At 49.4% G+C, this 16,424-nt stretch carries 9 protein-coding genes; 7 read left to right on the top strand and 2 right to left on the bottom strand.

All coding sequences use genetic code 11. The features are described 5' to 3' along the window. Positions 1 to 59 precede the first annotated feature (59 nt). Entirely contained in the window at positions 60 to 3,407 is a 3,348-nt protein-coding gene (locus GC130_RS21330) for a DUF2126 domain-containing protein (protein WP_152000389.1), read from the bottom strand. A 358-nt stretch (positions 3,408 to 3,765) separates the two neighbouring features. Between GC130_RS21330 and GC130_RS21325 the strand changes: the two genes are divergently transcribed. The 7 genes from GC130_RS21325 (at position 3,766) to uxuA (ending at position 15,546) form a co-directional block, all read left to right on the top strand. Then, positions 3,766 to 4,824: an efflux RND transporter periplasmic adaptor subunit gene (locus tag GC130_RS21325; protein WP_152000388.1), complete on the top strand. Its 1,059-nt coding sequence runs from the start codon at positions 3,766 to 3,768 to the stop codon at positions 4,822 to 4,824. Between the two features lie 4 nt (positions 4,825 to 4,828). Then, positions 4,829 to 7,942 carry an efflux RND transporter permease subunit gene (locus tag GC130_RS21320; RefSeq protein WP_152000387.1) on the top strand — a complete coding sequence of 1,038 codons (3,114 nt, stop codon included), beginning with the start codon at positions 4,829 to 4,831 and terminating at the stop codon, positions 7,940 to 7,942. A gap of 236 nt (positions 7,943 to 8,178) precedes the next feature. Next, complete coding sequence (locus tag GC130_RS21315; RefSeq protein ID WP_152000386.1) at positions 8,179 to 9,477, top strand: cellulase family glycosylhydrolase; 1,299 nt, start codon at positions 8,179 to 8,181, stop codon at positions 9,475 to 9,477. A gap of 10 nt (positions 9,478 to 9,487) precedes the next feature. Continuing rightward, the gene (locus GC130_RS21310; RefSeq protein ID WP_152000385.1) at positions 9,488 to 11,488 is read left to right on the top strand and encodes a sialate O-acetylesterase; all 2,001 of its coding nucleotides are present in this window, start codon (positions 9,488 to 9,490) and stop codon (positions 11,486 to 11,488) included. Position 11,489: 1 nt separating this feature from the next. After that, complete coding sequence (locus tag GC130_RS21305) at positions 11,490 to 13,754, top strand: alpha-glucuronidase family glycosyl hydrolase (protein WP_226940568.1); 2,265 nt, start codon at positions 11,490 to 11,492, stop codon at positions 13,752 to 13,754. A gap of 192 nt (positions 13,755 to 13,946) precedes the next feature. Then, positions 13,947 to 14,240, top strand: a complete 294-nt coding sequence (locus GC130_RS21300) for a GIY-YIG nuclease family protein (protein ID WP_152000383.1) — start codon at positions 13,947 to 13,949, stop codon at positions 14,238 to 14,240. 136 nt (positions 14,241 to 14,376) lie between these two features. After that, positions 14,377 to 15,546, top strand: a complete 1,170-nt coding sequence (uxuA, locus tag GC130_RS21295) for a mannonate dehydratase (RefSeq protein ID WP_201568370.1) — start codon at positions 14,377 to 14,379, stop codon at positions 15,544 to 15,546. An 81-nt stretch (positions 15,547 to 15,627) separates the two neighbouring features. Here uxuA and GC130_RS21290 read toward each other — a convergent pair whose 3' ends face one another. Continuing rightward, positions 15,628 to 16,383, bottom strand: coding sequence for an SDR family NAD(P)-dependent oxidoreductase (locus GC130_RS21290; protein WP_152000382.1), 756 nt, complete (start codon positions 16,381 to 16,383; stop codon positions 15,628 to 15,630). Between the last annotated feature and the right edge of the window lie 41 nt (positions 16,384 to 16,424).

Below are 16,424 nucleotides of genomic sequence, written 5' to 3'. Positions count from 1 at the left end.
AATTTTTTGTGATTCCATCATTGAATCGACAAGATATTATAGCGGTGGATAGCAGGGTTCTACTTTCGCCCCTTGTACCTCCTGAGGTCCATGGTGTTAGGGTAATCCTGATTAACTTCCTCTATTTTAACGTCATAAGTGGGCAGGATATTGATTTTGGTTACAAACCGACCAGCTGCCTGAGGCTGCATTACTGTCGGCTCCACCATATTGATAGAATGGCCAAAGTCGAAAAAGCGTGAAACCCTTCTCGCCTCGGCTTCATAACTGTTCACCGGGAAGGTAGCGTAGTTTCTACCACCCGGATGTGCCACGTGGTACTGACAAGCCGCTACCGATTTTTTCGTCCATGTGTCGTAGATGTCTATCACCAAAGGTGTGTCCACTCCCAAAGTGGGGTGCAATGCCGATGGAGGAGCCCAGGCACGATAGCGGATACCTGCCACATATTCACCCTGAGTACCCGTGTTTTTCAACGGAATGGCAAAGCCATTGCAAAGCAGCTTGTAGCGAGACTCAGTCAATCCGGTAATTTTCACCTGAAGGCGTTCAAGCGAAGAATCGACAAAGCGAGCCGTGCCGGAGCTTGACATTTCCTCACCCAGGACGTGCCAGGGTTCAATACCCATTTTCAACTCCACATGGATGTCGTCCACCTGTAGCTCGCCAAGGAAAGGGAAACGGAAAGCAAAAAACGGATCGAACCAGGCTACATCAAAAGCGTAGCCGGCATTCTTTAAGTCATTCACCACCTCCGTCATGTCTTTATAACAATAGTGAGGCAGCATAAACTTGTCGTGCAGCGATGTGCCCCAGCGCACCAGCTTGTGGTTGTACGGCGTCTTCCAAAACCAGCTCAGCAGCGTTCTGATTAACAGGAACTGCACCATGCTCATGCGGTAGTGGGGTGGCATATCGAAGCCACGGAATTCAAGTATGCCCAGTCGACCTGTGGACGAGTCGGGAGAATATAGCTTGTCGATGCAGAACTCCGCCCGGTGGGTATTGCCGGTAATGTCCACCAGAAGATTGCGGAAGATACGGTCGACCAACCAATAGGGCACGTCATTTTCTTTCATGTCGGGCACTTGTTGGAAGGCGAGTTCCAGCTCATAAAGAATCTCGTCTCTGCCTTCGTCCACCCTCGGTGCCTGGCTGGTAGGGCCAATAAACTGCGTAGAAAACAAATAAGAAAGCGCCGGATGGTGCTGCCAATAAGCAATAAAGCTCTTCAGCACATCAGGCCTGCGAAGCAATGGGCTGTCTGCGGGTGTGACACCACCAAGGGTGACGTGGTTGCCCCCGCCGGTGCCGGTATGGCGGCCATCGAGATTGAATTTCTCAGTAACCAGCTTGGTTTCTGCCGCCTTTTGGTACAGGATGTCGTAATTATCCTTGAGCTCCTTCCATGAAGAAGCCGGATGAATGTTCACTTCAATTACGCCAGGATCTGGCGTAATCATCAGCTTTTGAATTCTGTTGTCGGACGGTGGGTCGTACCCCTCAATCAGCACAGGCAGCTGTAGCTTTTCGGCCGTTTGCTCAATGGCTGAGACCAAAAGCATATAATGCTCAAAGTGAGTTACCGGAGGCAAAAACACAAACAGCTTTCCCTGGCGGATTTCAACACCGAGGGCAGTCTTGAAGATTACTTTATCATTGTTAAAGCCCTTTCCTTCTTTTACAAACTCCGCTTTCACATCGCCAATAGCTGGCAGTGCATTTACTTCTTCGAAAAGGCTTCTTTCAGGCCGCACTTCCAGCTTGTCATCATCAAAGTGTTGAATCGATTTTAGCGGAAGCCGAAGCCCCGCCGGAGAATTGCCTGGAATAAGGAACAAGTGCTTCCTTCTGAACTCCCAGCGGCAGCTCTGCCAGTTTTGGCTCTCAAAATCCCATTGAAGAGGGACGGTAAAGGCCACGGGATTGTCCATGCCCTGGCTAAGCAGCTCAGCCAGCTTTTGTCTTTCCAGCGAAGACTTCAGGTCCTTCATGAGAGGGTCGACATTGACAGGCACCTGACTTTCCTCCCAGGCGAAATAGAAGGGATCTTCATAGCCGGGGTGAATGTTCGCAGGATCGAGGTGGAGCGATTCCGATAGTGTGCTGATAAATTTACCAGCATCTTCGTGGGTGAGTTTATAGTCTTTGCTCAGGTCAGCCATGAGCTTGTCGTTGTGCCAGAGCGGAAGTCCGTCCTTTCTCCAGAAACAAGCAAGCTTCCAGCGAGGCAAAGGCTCACCGGGATACCACTTGCCCTGCCCGTATTGCATAAGTGCCCCATTGCCAAACTGGTCTTTCAGCTTGTGAAAAAGTTCGTTGGACAGCTTACGTTTGTGCTCCCCATCGGCGTCAGTGTTCCACTCAGGCGCCTCGTTGTTGTCCATGGCAACAAAGGTGGGCTCACCTCCCATGGTCAGCCGAACATCGTTAGCTACGAACTCCGCATCCACCTGATCGCCAATGGCCAGTATTTGTTCCCATTGCGCATCGGAGTAAGGTTTGGTCACCCTCGGACTTTCGTGGATGCGGGTAACCTTGTTTTCGAAATGAAACTCGGTTTTTACTGACTCGGCAGCTCCTGAAATAGGTGCCGCACTTATTGGATCGGGGGTACAGGCCAGCGGAATATGCCCTTCGCCGGCAAACAACCCTGACGTAGGGTCAAGGCCTACCCAACCTGCGCCGGGTATGTACACCTCTGTCCATGCATGCAAGTCGGTGAAATCCTCCTCAGGCCCTGACGGACCTTCCAAAGATTTTTGGTCAGCCTTCAGCTGCACCAGGTAACCAGAAGCAAACCGAGAGGCCAGCCCCAGGTGGCGTAAAATCTGGACCAGTAGCCAGGCGGAATCCCTACAGGAACCAGACTTCAGCGTAAGGGTTTGCTGGCAGCTTTGCACGCCGGGCTCCATCCTTATCCGGTAGGCTATGTCCTGGCTAAGCATTTGATTGAGCATGACCAGCACGTCTACGGTGATCATGTCCTTGGTGATCTTCTGTCTGGCCCTCTCAATCCATTCATTCAGGATAGCGTCGTTCTCAGTCACTTCCAGGTAAGGTTGAAGCTGCTTTTGAAGCGACGCCTCATATTGAAAAGGAAACTTCTCAGCATATTCTTCAACAAAGAAATCGAAAGGATTAATGACGACCATCTCGGCGATCACCTCCACGTCGACAATAAAATGATCGACCTTTTCGGGAAAAACAATCCTGGCCAGGTAGTTGCCAAAAGGGTCTTGCTGCCAGTTGATAAAGTGGTTTTTGGGCTCAATGTTCAGGGAGTACCCTTTGATCATTGTGCGGGAATGAGGAGCAGGCCTAAGCCTGATCACCTGTGCGGAAAGTTCGATCTCTCTTTCGTACTTATAACTAGTATAGTGGCGGATGGCTACTCTTACGGACATATTTTACACCTAAGTTTGGCTCAATTTAGTGGCTGAAACCATTAATAAAAGGCAAATCTCTCATTTAATGTTTTGCTGAGCCCCTGCGTATTTACAGGCCCTGGCAGAAGAAGAAAAAGGGGATTGCAAATTTTTAAATTTATCACTAAAAATAGTCATATAATACGACAATAAATAGCTATAATATGATTTTATTGAAAACTTCATAAACATGGACGTGCTTAAGTGCGAGCAATCACAATTGATGCTCATCACAATATTTTGCTATCGCTTACCATATTTTACCATCCTTAAAATTTCGTAACAAACTGGCACCAATTTCTCGTCTATTTGTGTTCAAGTTGTTTTAATCGGGGTAATGAAGAAAATTCTAATAATCGCAGTTATTGTAGTGGCCGGAGGGTTGGTATTCTTTCTCACACGCAACGGAAATGGAGGGGCACCAGCTCCTGTTACCGCCACCTCGCCAGGCAAAGGATTGGTAGCTGAGGTAATTCTTGTGAAAGACACCACGCTGGAAGAAATGGTCAACGTGTTGGGAACCATATATGCCAATGAAGAAGTAGAGGTTGCCAGTGAAGTGGCAGGTCGGTTGGTGAGGATCAACTTTTCAGAAGGCCAGCTGGTCAGGAAAGGACAACTCCTTTTCAAACTCGACGACTCGGAGTTACAGGGGCGATTGAAAATACTGGAAGCTCGTAAGAACTTTGTAAGCTCATCCGTAAAGCGGATGGAGGCGCTGTATAAAGCGGAAGCGGTGAGCCGTGAAGAGTATGAAAACGAATTGAACTCGCAGGAAGTACTCGATGCTGAAATTGATTTGATTCAAATCCAGATAGGTAAAACGGGTATTTTAGCACCCTTTGATGGCAAAACTGGCATCAGAAGAATTAGCCCGGGAGCCTATGTGAACCCTAACACCACGCTCGTTCACCTGGGGGATATGGGAAAAGTGAAAATAGAGTTTCCGCTTCCGGAAAAATATGCAAGCAAGATCAAATCGGGCGATAGGGTCACATTTACTGTGGAGAATGATAGCCGTACATACGAGGCCACCGTCAACGTGGTCGATCCAAAAATTGACCAGACGACCAGAAGTTTGTTTGTAAGAGCGCTTTCCGACAACAAGGATTTCAAACTGGTGCCTGGCTCGTCAGCTTCAGTGACCGTGCCAATTGGCGGCGAAGAAAACACACTTTTGGTGCCTTCTCAGGCGCTTATCCCAGATTTATCGGGGTATACGGTGTATACAGTGAGAAACGGGAAATCGGTTCAAACCACGGTGACTGTTGGTTTGAGGACAAGCAATTCGGTACAAATCACTTCCGGTCTCAGCAAAGGCGACACGGTGATGACAACCAACTTGCTAAGAGTGAAAGAAGGTTTAGTGATTGATCCTGTTGTTGCTAACGACTAAGTAAATGAGCAGTATTTCTGAAACCAGTATTCGTAAGCCCGTACTAGCGGTAGTGCTCTCCATCTTGCTTTTGCTCTTTGGAGTAGTTGGCTTCTCATTTCTTGGCACGAGGGAATTTCCCGCAGTCGATCCGCCAATTGTGACCGTTACCAGCACCTATGCTGGTGCCAGCCCTGACGTGATTGAATCTCAAATTACCGAGCCCCTGGAACAAGCCATCAATGGTATTGCAGGTGTACGCACTATTTCATCTGTTTCGAGAGAGCAGGCAAGTATTATCACCGTTGAGTTCAACCTCGATGTAGACATAGAAGCAGCGGCCAACGACGTCCGCAGCAAGGTGTCGAGAGCCGTAAGGAGCCTTCCCCCTGAGGCGGATCCGCCTATTATAGACAAAGCCGACGCCAACTCGCAGTCGGTGATGTTTCTAACCATCATCAGCAACAGCCGTAATATGTTGGAGCTGACTGATTTTGCGGAAAATGTCCTAAAAGAAAGAATTCAGACTGTGCCAGGCGTGAGTGGCGCCTATGTGAGGGGTGCCAGAAAGTACTCTATGCGCCTTTGGATTGATCCGGTGAAAATGTCGGCCTACCGAATTGTGCCCCAGGACATTGAATTAGCACTGAAGAGGGAAAATATTGACTTGCCCACCGGCAGAATTGAGGGAGACAAAACAGAGCTCACCATCCGCACCGACAGCCGATTGGTGACACCGGAGGAGTTCAACAACATGATCATCAAATCGGAAGGTGGCCGACAGATCAGGTTCAGAGACCTGGGGTTTGCTGAGCTTGGTAGCGAGGATGACCGCACCAACTTCCGGGGCAATGGAGCTAAAGGCTTGCTATTGAGTATTCAGCCGCAACCCAATGCCAACGAAATTGAGATCGCCGACGAAATCTATCGCAGGCTTGATGCCATGAAAGACGAGGTGCCGGCAGATATTGAAATAAGGGTGGCCAACGACTATACCAAGCCGATCAGAAAATCCATCGAAGAGGTAGAAGAAACCCTGCTGATCGCCTTCATACTGGTAACCATGGTGATCTTTGCCTTTCTGCGTGACTGGCGATCCACCTTCATTCCGGTAATCGCCATCCCCATCTCCATTATTTCGTCGTTCTTCATCATGTACATTGCCGGGTTCTCTATCAATGTACTTACGCTCGTGGCCATTGTGCTGGCCATTGGCCTTGTATGCGACGACGCCATTGTGGTATTGGAAAACATTTTTGCCAAGGTGGAGCAGGGCATCCCTCCTTTCCAGGCGGCCATACAGGGATCAAAGGAAATCTACTTCGCCATTATTTCCACGACTATAACGCTCGTATCAGTATTCATTCCGATCATTTTCATGCAGGGATTGACGGGTCGTTTGTTCCTGGAGTTTGGTGTGGTGCTGGCTGGTTCCATTCTGGTATCGGCACTGGTGGCGCTCACACTATCACCAATGATGTGTGCTGTTTTGCTAAAAAAACACACCAAGCCTTCTCGTTTCTATGCTGTTACTGAGAAATTCTACGAAGGTTTAGGTGCTGGTTATGCCAAAAGCCTGGCGGCATTTATGAAGTACCGGTGGCTGTCGTTTGTCGTGGTGGCGCTGATGTTTGGAATGATCGCCTTCTTTGGCACACAACTAAAGTCAGAGTTGGCTCCGTTGGAAGACAGGGGCATCATTCGTGCCTCGGTGAAGGCGCCTGAGGGGGTTTCGTTTGAGTACATGGACAAGTACATGGAAGAGCTGGATGCCTGGGTGCTGGACAACGTGCCTGAGGTAAGAACTACTGTGGCGTTGACGGCCGTGATCCCTGGTGGTGGTGCGTTCAGTCCGGTAAATAGCGGCGCTGAAAACATCTTCCTCGTTGATGCCAGCGAAAGAGAGCGGTCGCAAGACGAAATCTTCAAACAGATATCGAAGGGATTTGAGCAGTTCACAGCCGTAAGGGCGTTCCCGGCTCAGCCTCCTACCATCGGAGCACGCTTCGGGGGACTTCCTGTGCAATATGTCATTCAGGCACCCGACGTAGAAAGCCTGATCGATATACTACCCAAATTCCTTAATGTTGCCCAGGAACATCCCGACCTGAAGTTTGTGGATAGCGATTTCAAAGTAAACAAGCCTGAGTTGAAGCTCCGCATCAACCGTGAGAAGGCCAATGAGCTGCATGTGCCTGTGTTTGATATTGCCAGAGCCATCCAATTGGCCTATAGCGGGCAGCGCTATGGCTACTTCATCATGGGAGGCAAGCAATACCAGGTGATCGGGCAGCTCTCAAGAGAGAACAGAAACGAGCCGGTCGACCTAAAGGCTATCAATGTACGAAACAGCCTGGGCGAAATGGTATCGCTCGACAACCTGATTTATTATGAGGAATCGGTGAGTTCTGCCGCCATTTACCGATACAACCGCTATGTGTCTGCCACTGTATCGGCCGGCATCATCGACGGAAAAACGCTTGGCGATGGCATAAAAGCCATGGATGAAGTGGCTGCTGAAATATTACCAGCCAACTTCAAAACAGAGCTCGCCGGGCAATCGAAAGAATATGCCGACAGCTCCTCCAGTTTGCTGTTCGCCTTCATGCTGGCACTGGTGCTTATTTATCTCGTACTTTCTGCACAATTCGAAAGCTTTGTTGATCCACTGATCATCCTTTTCACTGTGCCCATGTCTATGGCGGGGGCCTTACTCAGCCTTTACATCATGGATCTTACCCTGAACATCTTCAGTCAGATTGGCATCATTATGCTGGTGGGACTGGTGACCAAAAACGGCATCCTGATTGTGGAGTTCGCCAACCAGCGAAAAGCTGAGGGCGTCACCAGGCTCGATTCGGTGATAGAGGCGGCACACGCCCGTTTCAGACCCATCTTAATGACAACTTTTGCAACGATCCTGGGCATTCTCCCCATCGCTCTTTCTATCGGGTCAGCTGCTGGCAGCCGCCAAAGTCTGGGTGTAGCCGTTGTAGGGGGAATGATTATTTCCAGCTTCCTTACGTTGTATATCATCCCGGCCATCTACTCCTACATTTCCAGCAAACGGACATTTGACCCCGAGGTAAAAGCTGCCGAAAGAATGGAGAGGCATCGCAAGGTTGCGGCTAATTTATAATGTAAAGTTTGCCCTCTCAGATGGCTCTTTTCCCAATGAAGAGCTACTTAATTGAGTAAAAGTCATAGTAGGAGCTGGATATCTTCCCGAACGCCTCTATTAATAAAATACGATTGGTCGTTCTGGTGTTCTTTTACCCAGTTGCCGGCCTTTCTCTTTCTTAACCGTTGTGCCCCATTGTTTGTGAAGCTGTAGAAGAATGTCCTATCTTCATATTTTGGAACCTACCTGCTTAAATGAGAAAACTATACTTTACTGCTTTTCTGGCCATATTGATACTCGCCGGATGCAAAGAAACCTATGTAAAAGTGAACGAAGGCACTTTTACCCTGGATGAAAAGCCCTATTACTTCATGGGTACCAACTTCTGGTATGGCCTCAATCTTGGCTCCAAAGGCCCCGGAGGTGACCGGGCTCGCCTGATACGTGAACTTGACAGGCTGCAAGCGATGGGCGTTACCAACCTTCGCATTATGGGTGGCAGCGAGGGACCGGACGACGAGCCGTTCCGCATGCTCCCCTCTCTGCAACCAGCTCCGGGCGTGTACAACGAGGAAGTACTCGATGGGCTGGATTTCCTCCTCGTTGAAATGGGCAAACGCAATATGTATGCTGTGGTTTGCCTCAACAACTTCTGGAACTGGTCAGGAGGCTTTGGCCAATACATTGTTTGGTCAGGAAAAGCTGACACGATCCCTTACCCACCACCTGCTCCCAACGGCGACTGGAATGTGTACCAAAGCTTTGCAGCGAGCTTCTATACTAACGACAAAGCAGTCGAGCTATTCAACAACCACATCAGTTTCATAGTCAACAGAAAAAACACCTACTCTGGAAAAGCCTACAAGGATGACCCTGCCATTATGGCCTGGGAGCTTGCCAATGAACCAAGGGGGATTGACAATATGGAAGCCTACCGCCAGTGGATAGACAGCACGTCGGGCTATATCAAGTCGTTGGATGCCAACCACCTCGTGACAACAGGCAGCGAGGGAAATACCTCCAACGTTTATGCAGGCACCAATCTGGCGCTCGATCACACCAGCCCGGCTATCGACTACACCACCATGCACATTTGGGTGCAGAACTGGGGAGTATATGACCCACAAAAAGCTGATTCCACATTAGACCTGTCGATAGCATACGCAAAAAACTACATGGCCGAGCACGCAGCCATGGCAAAGACGCTCGGCAAGCCAATCGTATTGGAAGAATTTGGCATATCGAGAGATCTGAATAACCACGACCCGGCAGCACCGGTTACAGCAAGAGACCTTTACTATAAAGCTGTTTTTGATGAGATTTACCAACTGGCCAACAAGGACAGTAGCGTAGTGGCGGGTGTCAATTTTTGGGCCTGGGGCGGTGAAGGTCGCCCCACTGAAAACGAAGGGCTATGGCATGCGGGAGACGACTTTATCGGGGATCCGCCGCATGAATTCCAGGGATGGTACTCTGTGTATGACCATGACGCATCAACCCAGTCAATCATAAGCGACTATGCCAAAAAAATGACTTCAATTATAAAGAAATAAACTCACCACTATGAAATACTTTAAGCTACTATTGTTGGCAGTTATTGCCATTTCTTGCAGACAGGAACCACCTGTGCTTGAATTAACACCTCTATTCTCCGACCACATGGTCTTGCAACAGGAGAAGGAAAACGCCATTTGGGGCATAGCCAATCCAGAGACAGAAGTAGGGGTATCCGGTAGCTGGGGAGTGAAAACCAGTGCCATGGCAGACAAGAATGGGAAATGGATGGCCAAACTAGCCACTCCAAAAGCTGGCGGGCCATTTCAGCTAACCATTTCTAGGGGAGATTCAGTGATTACGCTGAATGATGTTTTCTCAGGCGAGGTTTGGGTAGCATCCGGACAGTCCAATATGGAAATGCCGCTAAAGGGTTGGACAAACAACCCTATCGACAACAGCGAGGCTGAAATTGCGGCGTCAGATTACCCAGAAATAAGAATGTTCACTGTGAAGAGAAACGTGTCATTTACACCTCTTGATACTGTGTCAGGATCCTGGAAAATTGCCACGCCAAAGAATTCTGGTGACTTTTCAGCCACTGCCTGGTTCTTCGCCAAAAAGCTTTACCAGGAAACCAAGGTTCCCATTGGCATCATCCACACCAGCTGGGGCGGCACACCCGCTCAAGCCTGGACTACAGCGGCTTACCTCGACAAGGTGCCAACCTATGAAGGCACATCGAAAACGCTGCAAGGTTATGCTGCTTACTATGATTCTGTAAAAACGGCATACGACAAGCTGGAAAAGACAAGTGTTGACCTTACGGCTGACAAACCATTTGCGAACGTGTCATTTGATGACAGTGGATTTGAAACGGCCGACTTCGATGACAGTGCATGGAAGAGTCTCCAGGTGCCGGGCCTCTGGGAGAGCCAGTGGATGGGTAACTTTGATGGCGTGGCCTGGTTGAGAAAATCATTTCAGTTGACCGCCGAGCAAGCCGCAGGCAAGTCTCTCGAACTGTACTTGGGAAGTATTGACGACATGGACATTACGTATGTCAATGGCACTAAGGTTGGGGCCATTGAAGAAACTGGCAAGTACCAGGAAGCAAGGATTTATGTGATACCAGAAGGCTTGTTGAAGGAAGGCACCAATGTGTTGGCCGTGAAGGTGTTCGACACAGCTGGCGGTGGCGGAATATATGGTTCTGACGACATCGGCGTAAGGCCTGCAGGCTCCGACAAGTTGCTGCTTAACTTAAAAGGTGAGTGGAAAGCCAAACCCGTCGCTGAGAGCATCTTTAGTGGCAGTGTTATCCCGATTGCCAAAGACGTACTCACTCCGTCAGAAAAGCCCAAAATGCAGCTCACAGCCTACTCTCCTACTACCTTGTATAATGCCATGATCAACCCTCTTGTGCCTTATGGCATCAAAGGAGCTATTTGGTACCAGGGCGAATCGAACGTAGGTGCAGCGGAAGTATATCGTACCCTCTTCCCTACTATGATCAAAAACTGGCGGGATGCCTGGGGATTGGGCAATTTCCCTTTTTATTTCGTGCAAATTGCACCTTACAAATACGGCAGAAATGATGACCTGGCTGCACAGCTGAGAGATGCGCAAACAAGTACGCTTTCGTTAGAAAATACCGGGATGGCCGTCATTATGGATGTAGGCAACCCGACGGACATTCATCCTGCCAACAAGAAGGATGTTGGAGAAAGGCTCGCTTTGTGGGCCTTAGCAAAGGATTATGGCATCGGCACTGAATATTCCGGGCCGATGTATGAGTCGATGGCAATTGAAGGAAACAAAGTGAGTGTGAGTTTCACCCATGCCGACGGCCTTCAGTTTAAAGGAGAGCCTGGTTTTGTAGAGGTGGCCGGTGCCGATGGTAATTTCGTTGAAGCAAAAACGGAAGTAAAAGACAGCCAGTTGATTGCCTGGTCTGCCAAAGTTACCACTCCAACAGCAGTACGCTACGGCTGGTGCGAGGCTTGCGAGCCGAATTTATTTAATGGAGCAGGTCTGCCTGCCGTTCCCTTTAACTCTAAAACAAAGTAACGTGAAGCTTAGAAAAGAAATTTACCTACTACTGACGTTTGTACTGTTGAGCTTTGCAGGACAAGCCGAAGACGGCTACGATTTGTGGCTACGCTATCAACCCATTGAAGACAGGGAAGTATGGGAAAGGTACAATAGGCAAATCACCGGCTATGTGGTGGAAGGGTACTCCCCCACTCTTGAAGCTATCAAAACCGAGCTCAATAACGGGCTATCAGGACTTCTCGATAAGCCAATCGCTTTTGGCAGCCCTTTCGGAAAGACAGGCTGGGTGATTGCCGGTACTCCCGAAGGTTCCAGCATTGTGGCTGGGCTCAACCTGACCGAGGAGCTGAAAAGCGTGGGCCAGGAAGGCTACCTGATCTCTAACCGAAAAGTAAGGGGCGTCAATGCGTTGGTAATTGCAGCCAATACAGAAGTGGGGGTACTCTACGGTACGTTTCACCTGCTAAGACTGATCCAGACACATCAGCCGCTCGACAATGAGTTCACGATCACTGACTCGCCAAAAATCCAGCACCGTATTCTCAATCATTGGGACAACCTGGATCAGACCGTGGAGCGTGGCTATGCCGGGTTTTCGCTTTGGAAATGGCATCTATTGCCTGGTTACATCGATCCGAGATACGTAGACTACGCCCGTGCGTGTGCTTCCATTGGCATCAATGGCACAGCCATTACCAACGTCAACGCCAAAGCGGTAGTGCTCACTCCTATGTACCTCGAAAAGGTAAAGGCGCTGGCAGATGTATTCCGCCCCTATGGCTTAAAAGTCTACCTCACTGCCCGCTTCAGCGCTCCCATAGAAATTGGCGGGCTGGAAACTGCTGACCCACTCGATCCTAAAGTGCAGCAGTGGTGGAAAGACAAGGTAACGGAAATCATGACCTATGTCCCCGACTTTGGTGGTTTCACAGTGAAAGCCAATTCTGAGGGGCAGCCAGGACCACAGAACTACGGACGCAGCCATGCCGAAGGCGCTAATATGCTGGCAGATGCCGTGGCACCTCACGGTGGCATCGTGATGTGGCGGGCCTTTGTTTATAGCAATGAGCAGCCAGTCGACCGGGCCAAACAGGCCTACGACGAGTTCAAGCCACTGGATGGTACTTTCAGAAAGAATGTGATGGTGCAGGTGAAAAACGGTGCCATCGATTTCCAGCCACGTGAACCGTTTCATCCCTTGTTTGGTGCCATGCCGAAGACACCCATCATGGCAGAATTTCAGATCACCCAGGAATACCTTGGCCAGGCCACCAACCTCTGCTACCTCGCTCCACTTTTCAAAGAAACCCTCGACGCAGACACCTATGCCAAAGGTCCGAACCCAACTCCATCTCAATCACTAAAAGCACCCGACCTCAGAAATCCCAGGCCCACCGACAGGCCTCCTGTTCCTGTCAGCCAGGTCGAACCGGTACGAGTGGCCACGGTCGCCAAAGTGGTAGATGGCACGCTGGACGGGCAAGCAATCTCAGGCATTGCAGGCGTTACCAATATTGGCAACGACCGCAACTGGACGGGCCATCCTTTCGGCCAGGCCAACTGGTTTGCCTTTGGCCGCCTTGCGTGGAACCACGAGCTCAGCTCGGCCCACATCGCCAACGAATGGCTGAAAATGACATTCACGAACGACCCAACATTCGTAGAGCCCATGAGAGAAATGATGTTGACCTCAAGAGAAACGGTAGTGAATTACAGCACACCCCTTGGGCTGCATCACATCATGGGAGCAGGGCATCACTACGGGCCAGGCCCCTGGGTAAGCAAGATGTCTCGTGCCGATTGGACGTCTGTTTACTATCACAAGGCCGACTCAGCAGGCATCGGCTTCGACCGTACCGCAACCGGCAGCAATGCCCTGGAACAGTATGCGTCGTTGGCAGCTAAAGTTTGGGCCGACCCAAAAACCTGCCCCGACATCGACCTGCTTTGGTTTCACCATTTGCCCTGGGACTTCAAAATGAAGTCGGGTAAAACACTGTGGGATGAAATCGCTCTTCACTATCAGCAAGGCGTTGACGAGGTGAGGCAAATGCAGCAAAAATGGAAAGAGCAGCAGGCTATCGTCGACAAAGAGCGGTGGGAGCATGTCAACATGCTGCTGTCCATTCAGGAGCAGGAAGCGGTGTGGTGGAGAAATTCCTGCCTGCTGTACTTTCAGACATTCTCGAAAAGGCCTTTGCCAAAAGGCGTTGAGAAAAGTGATAAGACACTGGAGTATTATATGGATTTAAAGTTCCCTTATGCACCAGGGAGGGGGTAGACAATAAGGTGATGCCACTGTTATCACACTTAGCCTGTCGCTAGTGTCATCCTGAGCTTGTCGAAGGACGACACTAGCGAAGTACGCAGCTCTTGTCATCCCGAGCCGATCGTTGGGTCATTATCGGATCGTAGCTCTTGTCATCCTGAGCCTGTCGAAGGGCGACAAGAGCGGTTATAGAAAACGAGTATCATGAATCAATACACTGTCTATATTCTTAAATGTGCTGACGGTAGCTACTACACTGGCGTAACAAATGATATCGACCAGCGGCTTTACGAACATAAAATTGGATACGACACCAAATCATATACATTCAAAAGACGTCCAGTCGAGTTGGTGTTTACTGAACACTTTGGCGATATCAACAAGGCGATCGCTTTTGAAAAACAGATAAAAGGTTGGAGCAGGGCTAAAAAAAAAGCCCTTATGAAACAGGATTGGGGAGCTTTAAAAGAGCTTTCCAAAAACAGATCTGGTAAATGATGAGAAATGGAGCTTCGACAGGACTTCGACAGGCTCAGTCTGACATTGCGGTTAGGATTTTCTTCTTTTTTGGAGCTTGTTATTCGTTATTTTATCATCTTCACACCCTAATATATTTGAACTCTAAAATACTGTTATGGCCTACTTAATGGAACAAACGATGCGCTGGTACGGGCCCAAAGATCCGGTTAGCTTATCAGATATCAGACAAGCCGGATGCACCGGCGTGGTAACAGCCCTGCATCATGTACCAGTTGGTGACATCTGGACGGTGGAAGAAATTACCAAGCGCCGCAAGGAAGTAGAAGCAGCTGGCCTTACCTGGACAGTGATAGAAAGCCTTCCTGTGTCGGAAGACATTAAAAAACACACGGGCGACTTCAAGCTGCATATCGAAAACTACAAAGTAAGCCTTAAGAATGTGGCAAAGTGCGGGCTGAAAGTCGTCACCTACAACTTCATGCCTATCCTCGATTGGATGCGTACCGACCTGGCCTACACGATGCCAGATGGCAGCAAGGCACTAAGGTTCGAGAAATCAGCCTTCATCGCTTTCGATCTTTGTATGCTGAAAAGACCAAACGCTGAAAAAGACTACACCACTGACGAGATAAGCAAAGCTAAAAAGCGCTTCAGCTCCATGACCGAGAGTGAAAAAGACATGCTTTTCAGCAATGCACTTCAGGGTTTACCAGGTAGTGAGGAAAGCTTTACGGTTCCACAGATTCTGAATGCGCTCAAAACCTACGAGGGAATTGACAGGGCAAAACTCAAGCAGCACCTGTTCTATTTCCTCCAGCAGGTGGTGCCTGTGGCGGAAGCCGAAGGATTGAAAATGGCCATCCACCCCGATGATCCCCCATATCCTATTCTGAGCCTGCCAAGGATTGTGAGCACGGAACAAGATGCCCTGGACCTCATTAACGCCGCTCCATCTCCTGCGAATGGGCTGTGTTTCTGCACAGGCTCTTACGGCGTTCGCCCCGACAACGACCTTCCCGGCATGGTGCAGAGGCTGGGTGACCACATCCACTTCCTGCATCTGCGTAGCACCAGACGAGACGAAGAAGGCAACTTCTTTGAAGCAGATCACCTCGATGGCGACGTAGACATGTATGCTGTTGTGAAGGAAATCGTTCAGGTCATGAGAAAACGAAAGGTATCCATCCCCATGCGCCCTGACCATGGCCACCAAATGCTCGATGATTTGCACAAGAGAACCAACCCAGGTTATACAGGCATAGGCAGACTCAGGGGATTAGCCGAGTTGAGAGGACTGGAGATTGGTATTGACAGGGCGTTTTAACAAGGAGAACCAGAGATTTAATCAATAGCCCTCACGGACAAAAAAAGGAGACTACAATGGTCTCCTTTTTCTCTTCAGCACTTATTGCGCCAGGTAGCCGCCATCAACAGCGTAGTACGATCCATTGATAAAGGAAGCATTATCGCTCACCAGAAACAGAACGAGTTGCGCCACCTCTTCAGGCTCACCCAGCCTTCCTATGGGGTGTTTAGTTTTGAGGAACTCCAACACCTCCGGCGTAAGGTTATTGTCCAATAGCGGCGTTTTAATAAACCCGGGGCCAACGGCATTAACCCTGATTCCCATGGCCGCATACTCAAGTGCACCGTTTTTTGTAAGACCAACAACACCATGTTTGGCAGCTACATAAGCTGGACTGGTAGCAAAACCCACCTGACCAAGAATGGACGCCATATTCACAATGGCTCCGCCGCCGCTTTTGAGCATGGCAGGTATCTGATACCGCATGCCGTAGAAGACGCCGGAAAGGTTCACGGCAATTACCTTGTTCCATCCCTCAATATCATATTCACCAATAGGAGCGGCAGGTCCACCAATACCGGCATTGTTGACGGCAATATCAAGTTTGCCAAATGCCTTCACCGCCTCGTCTACACTTTTTTTGGCATCGGCGGGATTGGATGCGTCAACATTTACAAATATTGCCTTTCCTCCTCTTTGCTTGATCTCGTCGGCCACCTGCTTACCTTGGGCCTCATTGATGTCGGCAACCACTATGCTAGCGCCATTTTCGGCGAACAGAAAGGCGGTGCTCTTCCCTATACCAGACCCTGCGCCGGTAATTAGCGCTACCTTATTTTTTAGTGACTTATCCATGACTTTAGGTGTTTAGTTCATTATTCCTTCTACCTAATAAA

Source organism: Imperialibacter sp. EC-SDR9 (assembly GCF_902498805.1).
Classification (GTDB): Bacteria; Bacteroidota; Bacteroidia; order Cytophagales; family Cyclobacteriaceae; genus Imperialibacter.
This window is presented reverse-complemented; position numbering and strand designations above follow the sequence as displayed.